A 17,965-nucleotide genomic window follows, 5' to 3' on the forward strand; every position below is an offset into this window, starting at 1 on the left:
ACTTGACAGGAGTCGAAGTGGGAACAAGATTTCAAAGGTGCCGGGATTCGAGGTGATTGCATTGACTGACGAGTTGACTTACCAGAAGCGCCTGGAGAGCCTGCAGCGTGCCATCAGCGCCTGCCCGGGTGACAGGCCTCGGATCGCCAAGCGCACCACCTCCAATCTGTTCCGGTATCAAGGCCGGCAACCGGCCGCGGGCAGCCGGATCTCGCTGCGCGGGTTCAATCATGTGCTTGGTTTGTGCTGCGAATCCCGCACGCTCGACGTTGAAGGCCTCACGACATACGAGCAGATCGTGGACGCCACGCTACCACAGGGTTTCCTGCCGACCGTCACCCCGGAGCTGAAACACATCACCATTGGCGGAGCGACGGTGGGCATCGGGATCGAGTCGTCCGGCCATCGCCATGGTTTCGTGCATGACGGGTTGGTGGAGGCGGACGTAGTGCTGCCCGATGGCCGCGTCGTGACCTGCACCGCCGGCAATGCCCATGCGGATCTGTTCCACGCGTTGCCCAATTCGTATGGAACGCTTGGCTATATCCTCCGCGCAAGGATCAGGTTGATCCCGGCGCAGCCCTTCGTCCGGGTGCGTCATGCACGGTATCAGGATGTGACAGGCTATCTGGACGCCATGAAGGAGGCGGTCGACGCCCGCGTTTCCGACTTCATTGAAGGCCTTTTCTATGGCAGTGACGTGCTGTACCTGACCCGGGCAGACTTCGCGGACAAGGCTTCCCATGTCGAAGACATCTACGGCACCATCTATTACAAGACCGCCGGCCGGATCGGCGATTTTTTCCTGCCCACGAAACAGTACATCTTTCGCTATGACCCCGACTGGTTCTGGAACGTGCCTGATTCGCCTGCGTACAACCTGTTTCGCCGGCTGGCTCCACGGGCTCTGCGGAGCTCCGGATTCTATAACCGTTATAGCGCCTGGAAGAAAGGGATTCTCAAGGCGTTGGACGTGGAGAGAAACAAAAAAATGGAGCCGCTTATCCAGGATTGGCAGGTCCCGTGGGAACAGGCCGAAAACCTGATCGACTTTGCGCTGGAGCATGTCGATCTTGGAGGGAACCCCTGGGTTGCGCTTCCCATCGTCCCCCAAGGCTCGCCGACCCTGTATCCAGTTGAGACGGGACGCCTTTATTTCAACCTGGGCTGTTACTGTCTGACCGCGAAGCCGCGACAGGATCGGGAGTTTCACTACACTAGGATAATGGATGAGGCATGCCTGCGTCTGGGCGGATTGAAGATGCTGTATTCGTCCACGTTCATGGACAGGCAATCTTTCGATCGATGCTATAACGGCACCGCATATGCACGGCTCAAGCAGCGGTATGATCCTGAAGGAGCCGTGCCCGGCCTGTTCGAGAAAGTCGTAGAGGGCGTGTGATGACCAATGAAACGGAGCACAGTGCCGTTCAGCGACGGAATCCGCTGGCCTTGCCCGGCAACAAAGAGCCGTCCAGCAGCACCTCGATTGCACCGGAACGCTGGCTGCTGCGCAAGGTTCATGAAGCCGTGGGCGAGCCACCGCTGCGGCTGCGCTTGTGGGACGGCTGCACGGTCGGCCCCGAATCCAGTGACATGATGATCGAACTCCGGGACCGTGGCGCCTTGTACCGATTACTGCGCCATCCGAATCTCGCCTTCGGCGATCTCCACAGCAGTGGACGGTTGCGGATTCACGGGGAGCTCACCCGGGTGATTCATGTCCTCATCGATTCGATGAATGCGCAGGCACATGGAACCTCTCCGGCCTGGACCGGCTGGTTCAAACGGGGGCGCAAACTGCGGGTACGCAAGGGTGCCAACCTCACCGCCGCCCGCGGCAATATTCATCACCACTATGATCTGGGCAACGATTTCTACCGCTTGTGGCTGGATCGCGCGGCCATGCAGTATACCTGCGCGTATTTCGAGAGCCCGGACTATACCCTGGAGCAGGCACAGCTTGCAAAACTGGAACATGTCTGCCGCAAGCTGCGGCTGCAGCCGGGGCAGACGGTCATCGACGCCGGCTGCGGCTGGGGCGGGCTGGCGCGCTACATGGCCAAGCAGTACGGCGTGCGCGTCCGCGCGTTCAATATCTCCCACGAGCAGGTCGCCTACGCCAGGGAGGCTGCCAGGGAAGAGGGCCTGGAAGACCGCGTGGAGTTCATTGAGGAGGACTTTCGCAACATCAGCGGATCCTGCGACCGGTTCGTCTCCGTGGGCATGCTCGAGCATGTGGGGCCGGCGAATTACAAGGCCCTCGCCGGGGTGGTAAGCCGTTGCCTGCACGCGGACGGCCTAGGGCTGATCCACACCATTGGCCGCAATCGGCCGGCGCCACTGGACGCCTGGATCGAGAAACGCATCTTCCCGGGCGGCTATGTACCCAGTGCGGGGGAACTCATGAGGCTGTTCGAGTACACACCGTTCTCCGTGCTCGATGTGGAGAACCTGCGGCTGCATTACGCGCAAACCCTGGATCACTGGCTGGAGCGCTTCCGGGCTCACCGCGAGGAGGTGGCCCGGGATTACGATGAGCCGTTCGTGCGTGCCTGGGAGCTGTACCTGGCCGGCTCCAGTGCCACCTTCCGCAGCGGCGGGCTGCAGCTGTTCCAGGTTGTCTTCGCGCATCCGCGCAACAATCAGGTGCCGCGCGTGCGCAAGGATCTCTATCACGCGCCGGCCGCGCCGTCGGAGACACCCTGATCTGGAACCTCATCCCGCTCAGATCGACGGCTGACCAGTGGCACGGACGCCAGCACGGCAATGGCTTCTAATGTCCGCCCCCAAGTATGCAGGGCAAGCACAATCCCCGGCTTCGCCCCCAGATACCCCTCCTGGCCCAACAATTCCAACTGCGTCCCCCGGCAGGCATCGAACAACGCCGCCGCAAATATCTGACGGTTGTAGCGCCAGACCCCGATCAGCTCGTGCGGTACCGTGAAGATCGCATGGAAATGATCACACCCCAGCAACCGCTCCCGCTCCTGCTTCAGCCATAGCTGCCTCGAGCGCTCCGCGCAACGCGGGCAACTGCGGTGCCTGCACGAGTGGTATCGCGTGCGGCTGTAATGCCCCTCAGGGTAGCGCTGCTCATGGCCCCCAGCGCTTGCGTGCAGCACGCCATGATCGCTCCGGCTGCGCGCAGCTCGGGAAGGGTTAAGCGCTTACGCGCTCGCACCTCATCAAAATGGCTGCAAAATACATCCTGCAATGTTGGCTTCCATGCCGTGGCCTCTCACCCTCTTTCCACTTACTTGGGTTACATTTCTTGCTGGCATCAAGCGATTCCATATCCGGCTCAATGTACCCGCTTTCCTCTGCCGCGAAGCGGCTTTGTGTAACGACCCGTCGCTCAGCTGCGCCGAGCAGCCGATGCATACCACGGGACGGCTCGAGCGGAAAAGGGACGATCGCGAACCACTGGCGGTGAGGGAGAGAGATGGACCCAAACGACCTTGGGCGGATGACCGAACACGAAACTCCGCTGACGGAAGTCGGAATCCTTCGAGACAATGGTGAACCCATGAGCGAGCGCGTAATCCCAGACGATCGGGTCGTCCGAGGTGTGGAGTTGGATCTCTCGTAAGTGGAGGGAGTCCGGGTAGAGGTCGCGGAGCCGCCCAACGAGGCGCGGGGAAAGGTTGTGATCGAATAGCAGCTTCACTCGGGCGGGCTCGAGACGAGCCGGCGTTCTCTGTCCGCGGCAAAGGCTAGGCAGGCACGGATGTCCTCTGTGGTCAGGTCCGGAAAGTCGCTGAGAATCTCTTCTTCGGACATCCCCGAGGCGAGGAACTCGAGCACGTCGTAGACAGTGATTCGCATGCCGCGAATGCAGGGCTTTCCGCCACGCTTCGCGGGCTCGATCGTAATTCAGCCCCTCGTTAGCTCGCGTCCGCAGATGGTCAGGGCTTCCGCTTCAGTCGTACGTTCTCGAGCCCCTCGAAATCGGCATCTTGGGTCCAGAACAAGCCATCGTGTGCCCGGGCGGCTGCCAGCATGATACTGTCGGCCAACGGCAGCTTCGTGGCAATACTGAGCTCAGCGGCGTCCAGCGCCAGGCGATCATCGAGGTCCATGACCGTCCCCTGCCGCATGGCCGCGATGATGTTCAGGGCTTCGTCCCTGCCCAAGTGACGGAGCAGGTGCCGGTAGACCTCGAATAGGCTCAGCGTCGGAATGAGAAGAGCTTCCTCGTCCTCGATGGGATCGCGGAAAAAGGCCGCGTTGGGACCTCCAGACAGGTACTCGATCCAACCACTCGAATCAACGACGTTCACAGCCGGTCCGGCTCGCGCTTCAGTGGCGGTAGGTCAGGGAACTTGCCCCGGAACGCCTGAATCGGCTCCACCGGGACAAGCTCCACCCGGTTGCCGACGGCAAACACCTCGACCTTCTGACCAGGGCGTATTCTCAGCTTCTCACGGACATCCTTCGGGATGACGACTTGGTACTTGGGTGACACGGTCACGACCGACATATGTCGGTTTCTCCATCGATAAGTATATCGTAATACGATACCGCTCCGTGGAGGGTCCGTCAACGAGCGCGGGGAGGTCCGAGAGATGGAGAAGCGAGCTAACGCCAGCCATAACCGGACACAAAAAGCGGCGCACTGCGCAGCTATTTGAGGTCCGAGTTTATGGCCTTGTTATGCCATTTCATAATTAACAAGATCAATTATGGTTTCCTCACCTTCAAACGAAGTATCAACACGCACCGATGAAATACCATAGACAGAAGCATTTAGTCCTTTAAAGACAAACTCTTTCTTTAGACTTACGCGCAGCTCAAGCGCTGTATTGTTGTTATGCTTCACGTATATAGAAGACTCATCAAATGTAACATCTATGCCAGGTATTGCTCCGAAACGCTCAAAAAACATTTCTTCGACAAAGAAACCATTGACATTAAATCCAGATCTAGTGCCGTTAGCATCGATTGAATAGGCCTTTGCAAAGGCTGTGTTCATTTGAAATTCTGAAGGATTATATAAAAAGTTCTTCTCCAACAGTCGCTTTCCCCACTCACTTGGGGCATCACCATGTGACAGAATTGAATTACCCGTGAATGTTGTTGGAGAATATTGAATGCGCTCACCTCCTGCCAACACCGTTCGAACACCCAAATGGTTATGGTTTGTTAAGCGCAACAGGTGTAGGTGAGCTAGCACTAAAGCACGGATATAAAAAATTGCCTGTACTGCTTGTGCGCATTGAACATTACCAAGATCAACTGTTCTTGCAATGCCATCATTTAACACTAAAACACTTTCGTATGGTTCGGGCTCGACACCAACCCAAAAAGGATGTCCAACACGCTGGTATACCTCGCTTAATAAATTTACAGTTCCGCCAACCTGAAACTCACTGAGATTCCACTTTGCTTTTTCTAATTGAGACCCAAATCCACAAACATCTATCCATGCCCCGATACAGGGGATTGGTGTTAAGGAACCAGATCTAGCCCTTCTTTTCCATTCAAGCGAATTGTGAAATTCTTCCTTTTCCCACGGTGTTGGCATTTCTTCCCCAGACTACCTTTTTAGGGCATAACTAGAAGTCGACGTCACATCCGATGCGGCGGAACACGTCAATAGTGACGTATAATGCTCATCCGCTTGCCATAAGTCGCTTGCTCCGCTACCTTTAACACGTTCTATCACGTCAAGACCTGAAGGGATACAGGGGCCATGGAGCGGGCACCGCGGCTTCTGGACGAGGTCCGGGAGCGGATTCGATTCAAGCATTACAGCATTCGGACAGAACGCTCGTATGTGGGCTGGATTCGAAGGTTCATTTTGTTCCACGGCAAGCGGCACCCGCGGGAGATGGGTGCGCGCGAGGTCGAAGCATTTCTGACACACCTCGCCAGTAACAGGGATGTTGCTGCATCGACGCAGAACCAGGCCTTCAGTGCGCTGCTCTTTCTCTACCGGGACGTTCTGGGCGTACAGCTTGAGGCAGTCCAGAACGTTGAGCGGGCCAAGAAGCCGACCCGTTTGCCAACGGTGCTCACCCGCAATGAAGTGCGGGCGGTACTGGCCCATCTCGACGGTACAAACTGGTTGATGGCCTCTCTTCTCTACGGTGCAGGCCTTCGGCTGATGGAGTGCGTTCGCCTACGCATCAAGGATGTTGATTTCGAACGCCGTGAGATTCTGGTGCGCGACGGCAAGGGCGCGAAGGACCGGGTCACCATGCTGCCCAGCTCGCTTGTCTCCCCGTTGCAGAAGCGGATGCGACGGACCTGCGAACTCCACCGGCAGGACCGGGCTTCGGGTTATGGGGGAGTCTGGCTGCCCGATGCACTTTCTCGGAAGTATCCATCGGCTCCGCATGAGACGGGTTGGCAATATGTGTTTCCGGCATCTGTATTGTCCCTTGATCCGAGGTCCAGGGTTCGTCGGCGGCACCATGTTGGTGAGCAGGCGGTGCAACGGGCGGTGAAGAAGGCGGTACGGGCCGCCGGGCTTGCGAAACCCGCATCGTGCCATACGCTGCGGCACTCGTTTGCCACCCACTTGCTGGAAACCGGTTACGACATCCGTACGGTGCAGGAGCTGCTCGGGCACAGTGATGTGCGCACCACAATGATCTACACGCACGTCCTGAACCGTGGCGGGAAGGGGGTAAGAAGTCCGCTGGATGCCACCTGATGGGGGTGGTTTGGCGTAGTCGTTCAAGTTGGCGATGGCCAGCATTGCTGCCCTGCTCGGCGTTTCTTTGGCGCAACCGCTTTATGGTGCATTAGGAGGCACGCTATCGCCCCAGGTGTGTCCTTAGGACAAAGATAGCGAATGTTCCAGGGCGTGCCACATGATCGTTTCTCGACTCCGCGCCCCTTACGGACTCGCTTACGCAACGACTTCGGTGTAGAGGGGTAGATGGTGATGGCGTCGCCCCGGGTGACGGCGGTGTTTGGCGGGATTTCCGCCAGGGCGCTCGCCCAGGTGGTGGAGCTGATGATGCCGGAGCCCTGGTCCGGGTACAGGGTCGCGCGCTGGCCCTGCGCGTCGTGGATAACGCGGGCCCGCAGGTAGCGGGTACGCGGGTCTGGCTTGTCCAGGCTGAAATCCGCACGGGCCGGGGTTGTGCGGGGCTGGAGCTCCGTTGCTCCCTGGCGCTTGAGGATCATGGGGTGGCCGAACAGGCAGAAAGTCACGAATAGGGAGATGGGGTTCCCCGGCAGGCGAGGAACGGGGTGTCGTTGATGCGGCCAACAGCGATGGGCTTGCCGGGCTGGATGGCGACGCGCGAGAGATCGAGGCTGCCGAGTTGCTGCACAACACCGCCTTGGCCGGGTCGGCATCACCCACCGAGACGCCGCCGCTGGTGATCAGGATGTCGGCATCCTTCGCGGCGCGCTCCAGTATAATGAGCGTGGATTCGAGCGCGTCCGAGACGACGGGCCAATGACCTCGCAGCCCAGGGATTGCAGCAGGCCCAGCAGGGCGTAGCCGTTGGAGTTGTAGATCTGCCCCGGTGCGGCGGTCTGGCCAGGCAGTAAGGCGTGCGCGTCCGCGCGTTCAATATCTCCCACGAGCAGGTCGCCTACGCCAGGGATGCTACCAGGGAAGAGGGCCTGGAAGAGCGCGTGGAGTTCATTGAGGAGGACTTTCGCAACATCAGCGGATCCTGCGACCGGTTCGTCTCCGTGGGCATGCTCGAGCACGTGGGGCCGGCGCCACTGGACGCCTGGATATAGAAACGGATCTTCCCGGGCGCTTATCTACCCAGTGCGGGGGAACTCATGAGGCTGTTCGAGTACACCCCGTTCTCCATACTCGATGTGGAGAACCTGCGGCTGCATTATGCGCAAACCCTGGATCACTGGCTGGAGCGCTTCCGGGCTCACCGCGAGGAGGTGGCCCGGCATTACGATGAGCCGTTCGTGCGTGCCTGGGAGCTGTACCTGGCCGGCTCCAGCGCCACCTTACGCAGCGGCGGGCTGCAGCAGATCCAGGTTGTTTTCGCGCATCCGGGCAACAACCAAGTGCCGCGCGTGCGCAAGGATCTCTATCACGCTCCGGCAGCGCCGCCGGAGACTCCCTGATCTGGAATCCCATCCCCTGCATCGCTCGGTTTAGGCGTAAGCTGTCTCGACAGCGCTCTTGCCGGGTCGGAAATGGCGCGTACAACTGTCCAGGATCCGCCTATGTCAGGCGCCTATCGGGTCATGGAGAATAGGGCAGGTTCACGTAGATTCTCGTCTCCGTCGAGACGCTCAGGGCCGAAAAAGGGAAACAGACATGACAAGACGCAGAACCGGCACTTCGTTCATCAACCCGTTCCTGGCCTGGGGTGACCTGGCCATGAAAACCAGCGAGATGATGCTGGCATCGGGACAGGTTATTGGTCACCGCACGGGGCGCATGGCGTCGGCCGGCTCAAACCCCAGCCCCCGCGATCGCCGCGAATTCACCCGCATGGGACAGGAGAAGATCGAAGCGGCAACGGAGTCAGCCCAAGCCATGGGATTACAGATGATGCGGATGGACCCACTACTCGGCCCAAGGATGCTCAAGCAAATGATGGCCGGAACAACGGCCATGATGTCCCTGGCAACAAGCCAGACCTGGACTCAATTTCTGGTACAGCAAGCGAAACTGTCCCAGGCGGTCGCACAGGCAGCCACAACGGGTTCGCGAATGTCTGGTGCCGCGGCTCGTGTCAGCCAACGCGGGCTGAAACCGATCCATTCGCGAGCGACGGCGAATGCGAAGAGGCTGGGCAAGCGCAATTAACCAATGAGCTTTAGCCCCCGGGACCCGCCGCCATTTCCGGAGCCCCGGCAGGTGCTTGGTTAGGCTGGGGCAGAGCCGAAGCGGTTTGGCCCCTTTTCGCCCTCGAGAACACCGAGATCGATGATGGCCCAGATCATGCCAACAACCGGGATGAGCAACAGCAAGCACCACCAGCCGGTCTTGCCCCGGTCATGGCAGCGTTTGATGTGCAGCATGACACCCGCCAGGAGCAGCAGCAGGTTAATGACGACGGGAATGATCCCACCCTCCCCCAAAAGCGCCCCCACAATGAGTGACGCTACGAACAGAATACCGACACCGATCCACCACGTTTGCCGTCCAATGCGGCCTTCCGGGGACATGAACATATATTTCAGATCGATATTACCCATTTAAAAATCTCTCTCGTTGGAATTCGCCATGAAAAGTAAAGACAAGATCCAGCCAGCCCTCGCGGGCAAGTGTCTTATCAGATTCGGACTCACGCTTGATTCGCCAGCCGATACGAAGGAGTGCACTGAGAGCGCGCCGCGCCTTTGTCGCGGGCCATCGGCTCATGCCGCCATAGATATGGAAATCGGTTCCGCCGCGCCCCTTTCGAGTGCCTGATAACGCACGATAGCACCTTACCTATTGCGATCTTGTGCTGCCGCTTTCACTGTCTGCCGCCTGCACACAAGTACGCGCGAGCGCCTGGATAGTTCGCCGAATGTCTGCGTTCAGGGTTCAGGGGTCTACCAGGAGGTCGGGAAGGAACTGCTGAGCGGCGGGACCGAAATCCGCAAGGGCCTCGATATCAAGCCGCCCCAGGGGGTGGGATTTCGAGGGGGTTCACTCTGCATACGGCTCGTTGGTTCGTGGGGCGCCTGGTGCTTGCGCATCCAGGGATTCGCGATACTTGATGCAACCCCTTATGAATTCCGGCCACGCCGGGACCACTGGAATAGGATCCGTCCGCTCCGACAGTAATCCCCATAGGGCAGGGTGGTGCCAGCAAAGCTCGTGGCGACTGCAGTCACGGTGCTCGCGGATACCTGCGCGTAGCCTTTTGACTTCGTCAATGAGTTGCTGGCGTGTCATCTGGTCAAGGTCTTCGTCCATAGTCGGCCTTTGCAATACGCTCGCGATTACGATAATCGATCACCTCGCGCTGCCCATCTGCGGGTGCAGCGGCATGTTGCGTAACAGATCAGTGCTGTTTGCTGTCTCGCACAGCCATCGACGGGGTCAGTTGCTCAGCGCCGAACTCCACGATCTCCGGCGGGTCGAGGTTGTAGTCGCTGTAGCGTATCCATGTGGGGCGAACACACACGTACACCAGCCCGGGCCAGCCAGCGCGGTCGGGAGCATCGGGATGCTCGCGGCCTTGCCTGGACGATGGTCCGGCCGTAGCCACTGCCGGGCGCCGGCGTCGACAGCAACGAAGGGGCCCCCGACGCCGGAGGACAAGGCGGTCTATACGTCCTGTACGCGACAAGGATCCGTTCGGCGGTATGCCGAGGCAGATCAATCGACCGACGCAAGCAGGCTTGCATTGCCGCCGGCCGCCGTGGTGTCGATGCACAGATGCCGCTCGACCACGTATCGGGTCGGGGCGACGGTCTGCGTTTCCAACGGCACAACAGGCCCTTCGCGCTTTGCCAGGGCAACGCGCAGTTCGCGCGTCCAGTCAGAGGCGCCGGCGGCTGCCACCGAGCTGATCCCATCGAGCTCGGTCAGCGTCTCTGCGGAGACGGTCCCGTCCAGCGCGGCGATGGGCGCTGCCGCCTCGGCCAGCGGCCGCGCTGCCGCCTGGGCGCCAGGCGCCACCATGACCGCCGCGCAACCGGAGCCGAGGGCCTGAACCGCCTGCGCCACAGCGATATCTGCCGTGGGGCCGAGGCACAGCGTCGTGCCGCGCGGATAGACACTCAGCCGGTTGCTTTCGCCCGTGGGACCGGGCAGCGTCTGCGGGCTCATGTCGAACGCCGCGGTCTCGGTCAGCGCTTTGCGGATTGCCCCGCCCTTTCCCGACAATGCCTTGCGCAGGACCGAAACCCGATCGGGACGCGCTTCCCAGTTGCGTGCGTCGAGGCCGCGGATCGCCGACTGCAACTGCTCGGCCGCAATCGCCGCGCCCCTGGGTGCGTCATGTGCCTCGGGCTTGGCGGTGCGGCGAAAGCGGTCGACGTAGAGCGGCCCACCTGCCTTGGGGCCGGTGCCCGACAGACCCTCGCCGCCGAAGGGCTGGCTTCCAACGATCGCGCCGATCTGGTTGCGGTTGACGTAGGTGTTGCCGACATGAATCCGTTCGACGATCTGCTGGACGCGATCGTCGATCCGGGTATGCAGACCGAAGGTGAGCCCGTAGCCGCGCGCGTTGATCGCGTCGACGACCTTGTCGATATCGACCGCCTTGAACGTGGCGACGTGCAGCACGGGGCCAAAGATCTCTCGCTCCAGATCGTTGATGCCCGAGACCTTGACCACGGTCGGGGCCACGAAGGTGCCACGCTCGGGCACCGGCAGGGTCTTCATAAGCCGTCCCGCCTTCTTCTGCGCCGCGATGTAGCCCGAGATCTCCTTCTGCGCCTCGGCGTCGATCACCGGCGAGACGTCGATGTCCTCGTTCCACGGATCCCCGATCACCAGCGCGTCCATCGCACCGAAGAGCATCTCAAGGAGCCTTTCGCGCGCCCCTTCCTGAACATAGAGCATCCTGAGCGCCGAGCAGCGCTGACCGGCCGACTGGAGCGCCGAGATCAGAATGTCGCGCACCGCCTGCTCGGTCAGTGCAGTCGAATCGACGATCATCGCGTTGAGCCCGCCGGTCTCTGCGATCAGCACCGCATCCGGCCCGGCATTGGCGGCCAGCGCCTTGTGGATGATCTGCGCCACCTGGGTCGACCCGGTGAAGCACACGCCCGCGATACGGGAATCGGCCGTCAGGGGGCCACCAACGGTCGGCCCGTCGCCCGGCAGAAGCTGCAGCGCCGCCTCCGGCAGCCCTGCCTCGCGCATGAGCTCGACCGCGCGGGCGGCGATCAGCGGCGTCTGTTCCGCGGGCTTGGCAAGCACCGCGTTGCCAGCGGCCAGCGCCGCCGCGATCTGACCGCTGAAGATCGCAAGTGGAAAGTTCCAGGGGCTGATACAAACGAACACACCACGCGGTTGACCCGGCGCCTCGTCCTCCAGCCGTTCCGCCTCGTTGGCATAGAAGCGCAGGAAGTCGACCGCCTCGCGCACCTCGGCGATGCCGTCGAGCACGGTCTTACCCGCCTCACGGGTCGCGAGCGCCGTCAACTCGCCGATGTTGGCCTCGTAGAGGTCCGCGATCTGCCGCAGCAACTCCGCGCGCTCGGCCACAGGCCGCGCTGACCATTCCTTGAAGCCATCCTGGGCGGCGTCGAGCGCCGCGGCGACCTCCTCGGCGGTCGCCTCGAAGACCTCTCCTACCACCCGGTCGGGGTCGGCGGGCGAGATCGCCTTGCGGCCGGTCCCTTTCGGCGCGGGGCTGCCCGCGAGCATCGGCGCCGCGCGCCACGTGGTTTGCGCAAATGCGGCGCGCGCCTCGTGCAGCGGGATGATGGAGGCGGGTTCGTTTACGCGGAACCCTTTGGAATTGCGTCTTTCCGGCAAGAAAAGCTCGCCCGGCTGACGGATCGCCGGATTAGCGATCTGGTCACCCAGCGCCTCGACTTCGGCCACCGGATCGCGGCTGATCTGCTCTGGCGGAATGGCCTCATCGACAACCTAATTGACGAAGGAACTGTTGGCGCCGTTTTCCAAGAGCCGCCGCACCAGATACGCCAGTAGGTCCCGATGTGCGCCGACAGGTGCATAGACGCGGCAGCGCGTGCCTTCGCCCTCCTTGACGATGGTATGTACCGACTCGCCCATGCCGTGCAGGCGCTGGAACTCGAAACTGTCCTTGTCGTTGCCCGCCAGCGCCAGCACCGCCGCGCAGGTATGCGCATTGTGTGTCGCGAACTGTGGATAGATCCGGTCGCGCCGGTCCATTAGCATCCGCGCGCAGGCCATGTAGCTGACATCGGTGTTCACCTTCCGCGTAAAGACGGGGAAGGTCTTCGTGCCCATCTCCTGCGCCAGCTTCACCTCCGTATCCCAGTAGGCGCCCTTGACCAGCCGCACCATGATCCGCCGGTCGAGCCGCTCGGCAAGGTCGTAGAGGGCCTCGATGACGGGACCAGCGCGGCGGCCATAGGCTTGCACCACGACGCCGAACCCGTCCCAGCCCTTCAACGCGGGGTCCGAAAGCAGCGCCTCGATCACGTCGAGCGACAGCTCCAGCCGATCCTGCTCCTCGGCGTCGATGTTGAAGCCGATATTGGCCTTCGCCGCCTGCTTCGCGAGTTCGAGCGCGCGCGGCACGAGTTCCGCCATGACGGTGTCGCGATGGGTGTATTCGTAGCGCGGATGCAGCGCCGAAAGCTTGACCGAAATACCAGGGCTCGACCGCACGTCGCCCTTGGCGCGTTTGGCGATCACCTTGATCGCATGGGCATAGGCCGCGTGGTAGCGCACCGCGTCCGCGTCGGTGCGGGCCGCCTCGCCCAGCATGTCGTAGGAATAGGTATAGCCCTGCGCCTCGAGGGTACGGGCGTTTTTGATGCCTTCCTCGATGGTTTGGCCCAGCACGAATTGCCGCCCGAGGATCTTCATCGACTGCCCCACCGCTGTGCGAACCACCGGCTCGCCCAAGCGCCGCACGAGTCCGCGCAGCGCCGCCGCGGGCCGCTTCGGGTCGTCATCCAGCACCTTGCCGGTCAGCAGCAGCGCCCAGGTCGAGGCATTGACCAACGACGACGACGAGTTACCGAGATGCGCACCCCAGTTCGACGGTTCAATCTTGTCCCGGATCAGTTCGTCGATGGTCTCTGCATCTGGCACCCGGAGCAGCGCCTCGGCCAAACACATCAGACCCACGCCTTCCGAGGTCGACAACCCGTATTCGGCCAGAAAGCTTTCCATCATGGACGGCGATGTCTCACGCCGTACGCGTTGGACGATCTGCGCACCGGCGGCGGCGATTTCCTTGCGCTCGGCTTCGTCCAGTCGGATCTGTCCGATCAGTTCGCGCATAACTTCGGCCTCGTCGGCAGCATACCTGCGCCGAATCGCATCCTTCCAGGCGCTAAGCGCCGGCGGGTCCATCACCATCGCCTTGTTCATTTCGATCTCCCGTTATGCGGGTGTGCAAAGCCGCGTGCACTGCCACGTGACGATGCCTTCTCGCTTTTTATAATCTTAAATAAAGAATCACACGTGAGTTTGACGAAACCAGGCCCGGAAAACAACTGCTTTGTCAAACGTCGAAATCGCTTGGATATCCGGGCATTCACGTGGTCCACAGTAGAGGTCGATCATCGTCTGCACCGATGCCCTGACCACCCGGGGCTGCGACGTTGCGGCGCGGCAACGGTGGCGGCTGGCCAGAGGTTCAGGCTCACGGCGAAAAGCGCGACCGCGCAACCGTCGTCGGAGAGCATTCGGGTGCCGGGACGCCAGTCAGAGGCGACTGGCCGGTCGCAAGCCACTGCCGAGCGCCGGTGTTGACAGCAAGCGAGGAGCGACTGCCGCGGGAAGAAAAAGCAGTTTATGATACTTTACGCCATCGCACGTCCACGCGATCGCACGCTGCGCCACCGGCCGCGCGCGGGTGATCGCCTTCGACGGCGGCTACTACAGCCGGACTCCGCTAACCATGGGGCTGGCTGGCTAGGTTGTGCCCTAAGCGAATTCCGCTCAAGGCCAGGGAGGGAGCATGGCCTGCATCTGCTGACCTGTGGTCTGCTATGGCACATAGTGTGCTTGGTTCCCGCCTTGACCATTGCGGGCGCGGCGTGCCGTGCCAACGGAGCCAATTGATTCGAAGTCGACAGCGGCGCCGGGACAAACGCAAGGGCCACTAGCGTCGGAGCAGCCGGGTCAACCTGCACAGCAAGCTTACTACAGCTCGTCACCATCAAAAGGGTCAAGTAATGACATATTTCACTATCGCCGGCGTGCAGATGAGTGCGCCACACCATGGTGATAACACACAGTTAATGCATCACAATATCGATGTGATCATGCACCGCTTTCCCCAGGTTCAGATGATCGTTTTCAGTGAGCTGCTTGCCTCGGGCGCCTCCACGCTGAATGCGCAAGTCTTGCCCAGCGGAGTGGAGAACCTGTTTTGCCAGCTTGCCGCTCAGCATCAGGTTTGGGTCATTCCCGGCTCCCTGTTCGAGCGGATCGATGACAAGATCTACAACACGTCTCCGGTAATCAACCCGGAAGGGCATGTCGTGGCCCGCTATCGGAAGATGTTCCCATTTCGTCCCTACGAGCACGATGTGGAGTGCGGCAGCGAGTTTGTCGTGTTTGACGTTCCCGAAGTGGGGCGTTTTGGCATTTCCATCTGCTATGACATGTGGTTCCCCGAAACCACCCGGACCATGGTGGCCATGGGTGCGGAAGTCATTATTCACCCCACCATGACCGACACCATCGACCGGGACATCGAACTGTCCATTGCCCGCACCAATGCGGCAACCAACCAGTGCTACTTCTTCGACATCAACGGTACCGGCGGCATCGGCAACGGCAGATCCATCGTCGTGGGCCCCTCAGGCGACGTTATCCACCAGGCCGGCAGCGGTGAGGAGATCATGCCCGTCGAAATCGACTTGGGCCGCGTCAGGCATGAGCGTGAATGCGGCTTGCGTGGTCTGGGCCAGCCGTTGAAAAGCTTCAGGGATCGTCAGGTCGATTTCTCCCTGTACCGTGCTGAAACCAAGTCGACGCCATTTCTCGATACACTCGGACCGCTTGCAAAGCCTACTAAAAAACCGGTCACCGGTTTTAGCGGTAAGTAGCATTTTCTTGGAAATACCAAAGTTGGATGGGCCTCCATGGCGAACGACAGCAATAAATTTTCCAAAGGAATTGGATTGATCAACAGTGTCTGGGAACGGATAAAGTCCTTCCTCGCACCAGCAGCCGACCCGGCGAGCGCCAGGCCTGCGCCGCCGCCGGGTGCGGCCCCGTGGGCCGGGGCCAGCGCCAGTCCTCAGGCGGAACCGACAGCCGAGAACAAGGCCGATACCAGTGCCAGGCCCAAGTCCGAAGACAATGCCACGCCGAGGCCTGATACTGCTTCCGGTTCGGATGTGCAAGCGACCACGAACAATTCAAATCCAGGTGAAAAGGACAAAGGAGCAAGGCAAATGTCAAAGATAACAGGAATCTCAGAAGTAAGGAGATACTTCCGTAATAATAAGGATCCCATCTATTTTATTTCTGCAACCAACTTCAATCTTCTCGGGATCGGTGATTGGGTCTCCAATTTCAAGCATATCAACTACCTAGATTGCTTCGACGGTCGTCAGAAAAACGTTTTCGTTCCAAAAGAAAAGTTTCCTCGCGAGTTTGAAAGCATTGAAGATATCAATAACTACCTGCTTGAGCATAAGGAGGTTATCGACTACCTGATGACAAAAGGGGGAAAAGGAACCGCCGCCTTCCTGATGTTCGATGAACGCACGGAAGAGATCTGCAAACAGCTAGGCCTGAGAATCGCTTTCCCGCCGGCTGCGCTCAGAAACCGGATGGACAACAAGATAGAAACGGTGCGTATCGGCAATAAGGTCGGAGTTCCCAGCGTTCCGAACGTGCTTGCGAAGGTTGAAAACTATGCCCAGCTCAAGGAAATCACCAAGGAGATTGGCAGCGATCTCGTCATCCAGTCCGCATTTGGTGACTCGGGGCACACCACGTACTTCGTGTCCAATGAGCAGGAATACAACAAGCACGCTGACGAGATTGAAGGGGAAGCAGAAGTAAAAATCATGAAGCGCATCAACTGCAGGGGCTCCGCGATCGAGGCCTGTGCAACCCGGTGCGGCACCGTGGTCGGCCCGTTGATGACCGAACTTGTGGGCTTCAAGTCACTTACCCCCTACAAGGGCGGCTGGTGCGGTAACGAGATGTTCGCCGGCGCCTTTACCCAGGAGATTCGGGACAAGGCCCGGGAATACACCTTCGTGTTTGGTGAGGCCCTCCGCGAGGAGGGCTACAGAGGCTACTTCGAGCTCGATTTTCTGATTGACATGGATACCAACGAAGTCTACCTCGGTGAACTCAATCCGCGGGTAACCGGGGCCAGTTCCCTGACCAACGTTGCTGCGTTCGCGCACTCCGATATCCCGCTGTTTCTGTTTCATTTGCTGGAGTTCTCCGACGCGGACTTCGATCTGGATATCAAGGACCTCAACAACCGCTGGTCGCATCCGGACAGCATCGACAGCTGGAGCCAGCTGGTCATTAAGCACACCGAGGAATCGGTTGACCTGCTGACCCAGGCGCCCCAGTCCGGTGTGTGGAAGCTCAACGGCGATGGGTCGGTGGCGTATGACCACTATGCGGCGCACCCCCATGCGGCTGAGAGCGAACAGGAAGCGTTTTTCCTGCGCATCAGCGGCGTCGGCGACTTCCGCTATGAAGGCGCGGATCTGGGCATCCTGATCACCCGTGGCCGCCTCATGGACGACGACTTCAACCTGACGCCGCGGGCAACCGCCTGGATTGAAGGCATCCGTGCGCAATACCGCGGTCAGTCTCTGGCCGATCCGGCTGTTGAACAGGCCGCGGTTGCCCATGGCGTGGCCGGCGGTAACTTCAAGATCCTCTAGCCATATTAGGAGGGCGGTTGTGCTCTGGGAAGTCCGGAGCACAACATGCGTATGAGTGCATTTTAATGGCCAAGCAGCTTCTCTTTCGAGCGGTCAAGGAATTGGTCGCGGGTGATAAGTGGCGATCACTTTTTGATCTGCACTGGCAGGCGTATGAGCGTTGGTATTTGTCGGAAGGCGAGCGTGAGCGCCCCTCTTACCTGTCTTGCTTCAACATGTTCCAGACTCACATGCCGGAACTCCTGGGTACGTATCGACACCTGTGCGACCTGGGCGGGGGAGGCGATCTTGCTGCGCGCATGCTGAGCCTCTACCGCCCGCCCGCCTACATCACGGGCTGCTCCCAAGCGGTGCTCTCGAACAGCAATGGGAACATGCTGGTGAGAAACTACGACTACCCCCCGGAGTTGTGCGAGGGGACGATCCTCTACACCCACTGGAACGACAAGCGGGTCATCGCCATGTCGGATTGCCTGTGGGGCGTGCTTGACGGGATCAACGATAGCGGCCTGGCCTTGTCGCTGGCATTTGGCGGCCGGAA

Annotated in this window: 15 protein-coding genes and 2 pseudogenes; 8 read left to right on the forward strand and 9 right to left on the reverse strand. The window is 60.3% G+C overall.

Translation table 11 applies throughout. The annotated features are described in order from the left end of the window. The first annotated feature begins 61 nt into the window (after positions 1-61). Complete coding sequence (locus QZT63_RS03710) at positions 62-1,402, forward strand: FAD-binding oxidoreductase (RefSeq protein WP_290648701.1); 1,341 nt, start codon at positions 62-64, stop codon at positions 1,400-1,402. Next, positions 1,402-2,709, forward strand: a complete 1,308-nt coding sequence (locus QZT63_RS03715; protein WP_290648702.1) for a cyclopropane-fatty-acyl-phospholipid synthase family protein — start codon at positions 1,402-1,404, stop codon at positions 2,707-2,709. The genes QZT63_RS03710 and QZT63_RS03715 overlap by 1 nt, the downstream gene beginning before the upstream one ends. Here QZT63_RS03715 and QZT63_RS03720 read toward each other — a convergent pair. The 6 genes from QZT63_RS03720 to QZT63_RS03740 all read right to left on the reverse strand — a co-directional run bounded on the left by QZT63_RS03720 (position 2,676) and on the right by QZT63_RS03740 (position 5,527). Next, the gene (locus QZT63_RS03720) at positions 2,676-3,125 is read right to left on the reverse strand and encodes a transposase zinc-binding domain-containing protein (RefSeq protein ID WP_290648703.1); all 450 of its coding nucleotides are present in this window, start codon (positions 3,123-3,125) and stop codon (positions 2,676-2,678) included. The two genes, QZT63_RS03715 and QZT63_RS03720, sit on opposite strands and share 34 nt — an antisense overlap. A 233-nt stretch (positions 3,126-3,358) precedes the next feature. After that, positions 3,359-3,670 (reverse strand): DUF5615 family PIN-like protein, encoded by a 312-nt coding sequence (locus QZT63_RS19945; protein WP_366635814.1) that lies wholly within the window; start codon positions 3,668-3,670, stop codon positions 3,359-3,361. After that, positions 3,667-3,876 (reverse strand): DUF433 domain-containing protein, encoded by a 210-nt coding sequence (locus QZT63_RS03725; RefSeq protein WP_290648723.1) that lies wholly within the window; start codon positions 3,874-3,876, stop codon positions 3,667-3,669. Before QZT63_RS03725 ends, QZT63_RS19945 begins: the two co-directional genes overlap by 4 nt. A 32-nt stretch (positions 3,877-3,908) precedes the next feature. Continuing rightward, positions 3,909-4,283 carry a type II toxin-antitoxin system VapC family toxin gene (locus tag QZT63_RS03730; RefSeq protein ID WP_290648704.1) on the reverse strand — a complete coding sequence of 125 codons (375 nt, stop codon included), beginning with the start codon at positions 4,281-4,283 and terminating at the stop codon, positions 3,909-3,911. Further along, on the reverse strand, positions 4,280-4,483 hold the full coding sequence (locus QZT63_RS03735; protein ID WP_290648706.1) for an AbrB/MazE/SpoVT family DNA-binding domain-containing protein: 204 nt from the start codon (positions 4,481-4,483) through the stop codon (positions 4,280-4,282). The genes QZT63_RS03730 and QZT63_RS03735 overlap by 4 nt, the downstream gene beginning before the upstream one ends. A 171-nt stretch (positions 4,484-4,654) precedes the next feature. Next, the gene (locus QZT63_RS03740) at positions 4,655-5,527 is read right to left on the reverse strand and encodes a hypothetical protein (protein ID WP_290648708.1); all 873 of its coding nucleotides are present in this window, start codon (positions 5,525-5,527) and stop codon (positions 4,655-4,657) included. A 168-nt stretch (positions 5,528-5,695) separates the two neighbouring features. Between QZT63_RS03740 and QZT63_RS03745 the strand changes: the two genes are divergently transcribed. Further along, positions 5,696-6,661: an integron integrase gene (locus tag QZT63_RS03745; protein ID WP_290648710.1), complete on the forward strand. Its 966-nt coding sequence runs from the start codon at positions 5,696-5,698 to the stop codon at positions 6,659-6,661. Between the two features lie 23 nt (positions 6,662-6,684). Here QZT63_RS03745 and QZT63_RS19950 read toward each other — a convergent pair whose 3' ends face one another. Beyond that, a complete protein-coding gene (locus QZT63_RS19950) occupies positions 6,685-7,314 on the reverse strand; it encodes a hypothetical protein (protein WP_366635820.1) in 630 nt (209 codons plus the stop codon). Between the two features lie 201 nt (positions 7,315-7,515). Here QZT63_RS19950 and QZT63_RS03750 point away from each other — a divergent pair. Both QZT63_RS03750 and QZT63_RS03755 read left to right on the forward strand, forming a co-directional pair. After that, positions 7,516-8,058: pseudogene (locus QZT63_RS03750) on the forward strand (class I SAM-dependent methyltransferase). A 196-nt stretch (positions 8,059-8,254) separates the two neighbouring features. After that, complete coding sequence (locus QZT63_RS03755; protein ID WP_290648712.1) at positions 8,255-8,749, forward strand: polyhydroxyalkanoate granule-associated phasin; 495 nt, start codon at positions 8,255-8,257, stop codon at positions 8,747-8,749. Positions 8,750-8,808: 59 nt separating this feature from the next. On the opposite strand, the gene QZT63_RS03760 is transcribed toward QZT63_RS03755, so the two are convergent. Both QZT63_RS03760 and putA read right to left on the reverse strand, forming a co-directional pair. After that, positions 8,809-9,141, reverse strand: coding sequence for a DUF805 domain-containing protein (locus QZT63_RS03760; protein ID WP_290648714.1), 333 nt, complete (start codon positions 9,139-9,141; stop codon positions 8,809-8,811). A 1,114-nt stretch (positions 9,142-10,255) separates the two neighbouring features. Beyond that, positions 10,256-13,903 (reverse strand): annotated as a pseudogene (gene putA, locus QZT63_RS03765) (bifunctional proline dehydrogenase/L-glutamate gamma-semialdehyde dehydrogenase PutA). An 827-nt stretch (positions 13,904-14,730) separates the two neighbouring features. Between putA and QZT63_RS03770 the strand changes: the two are divergent. From QZT63_RS03770 to QZT63_RS03780, 3 genes are all read left to right on the forward strand, one after another. Then, entirely contained in the window at positions 14,731-15,609 is an 879-nt protein-coding gene (locus QZT63_RS03770) for a carbon-nitrogen hydrolase family protein (protein WP_290648715.1), read from the forward strand. Positions 15,610-15,645: 36 nt separating this feature from the next. Next, positions 15,646-17,424, forward strand: coding sequence for a biotin carboxylase (locus tag QZT63_RS03775; protein WP_290648717.1), 1,779 nt, complete (start codon positions 15,646-15,648; stop codon positions 17,422-17,424). 65 nt (positions 17,425-17,489) lie between these two features. Then, positions 17,490-17,965 (forward strand): carcinine hydrolase/isopenicillin-N N-acyltransferase family protein (locus tag QZT63_RS03780; RefSeq protein ID WP_290648719.1); only part of this gene is annotated, 476 nt, incomplete at its 3' end.

The organism is Aquisalimonas sp., assembly GCF_007120195.1.
Taxonomy (GTDB): Bacteria; Pseudomonadota; Gammaproteobacteria; order Nitrococcales; family Aquisalimonadaceae; genus Aquisalimonas.